This window comes from Streptomyces pyxinae (assembly GCF_024756275.1).
GTDB classification, from domain to species: Bacteria; Actinomycetota; Actinomycetes; order Streptomycetales; family Streptomycetaceae; genus Streptomyces; species Streptomyces pyxinae.
In genome coordinates this window covers 1-813 of record NZ_JANUGQ010000066.1, presented here as the reverse complement: position 1 = coordinate 813, position 813 = coordinate 1, and the positions used below count along the sequence as shown (strand labels likewise).

At 70.6% G+C, this 813-nt stretch carries 1 protein-coding gene; it reads right to left on the bottom strand.

All coding sequences use genetic code 11. The features are described 5' to 3' along the window. The coding region (locus NX801_RS30600) for a polyketide synthase (RefSeq protein WP_258791227.1) at window positions 1-813 on the bottom strand (813 nt) is incomplete at both ends.

The window sequence follows — 813 nt, the reverse complement described above, 5'->3', positions numbered from 1 at the left end:
CCGTTGGAGGCGCCGTCCTGGTTGACCGCGCTGCCCCGCACCACGGCCAACACCTCATGACCGTGGCGTACGGCGTCGGAGAGCCGCTCCACCAGGAGCATGCCCACGCCCTCGGCCCAGCCGGTACCGTCCGCACCCGCGCCGAACGCCTTGCACCGGCCGTCCGGCGACAGCCCGCGCTGCCGGCTGAACTCCACGAACGGGGTGGGGGTGGTCATCACCTGGACACCGCCGGCCAGCGCCATGGAGCACTCGCCGCCGCGGAGGGCCTGGATCGCCCAGTGCAGGGCGACCAGCGAGGACGAGCAGGCCGTGTCCACGGTGACCGCCGGGCCCTCCAGACCGAAGGTGTACGCGATACGACCGGACATCACACTGGCGGAGTTGCCGGTCCCGAGGTGGCCGTCGGATCCGTCGGCCACCCCGAGCAGCAGGTTGACGTAGTCCTGGTAGCCGGAGCCGACGAAGACTCCGGTACGGCTCCCCCGCACCGACTCCGGATCGATACCGGCCCGCTCGAACGTCTCCCACGTCGTCTCCAGCAGCAACCGCTGCTGCGGATCCATCGCCACCGCCTCACGCGGCGAGATCCCGAAGAACCCCGGATCGAACTCCCCCGCCTCATAAAGGAATCCGCCGTGCCGGGCATAGGACTTCCCCGCCGCCTCCGGATCCGGGTCGTAGATCCCCTCCACGTCCCAGCCCCGGTCCGCCGGAAACTCCCCCACCGCGTCACCACCCGAGACCACCAACCGCCACAGATCCTCCGGCGACCGCACCCCACCCGGATAACGGCACGCCATACCGACGATC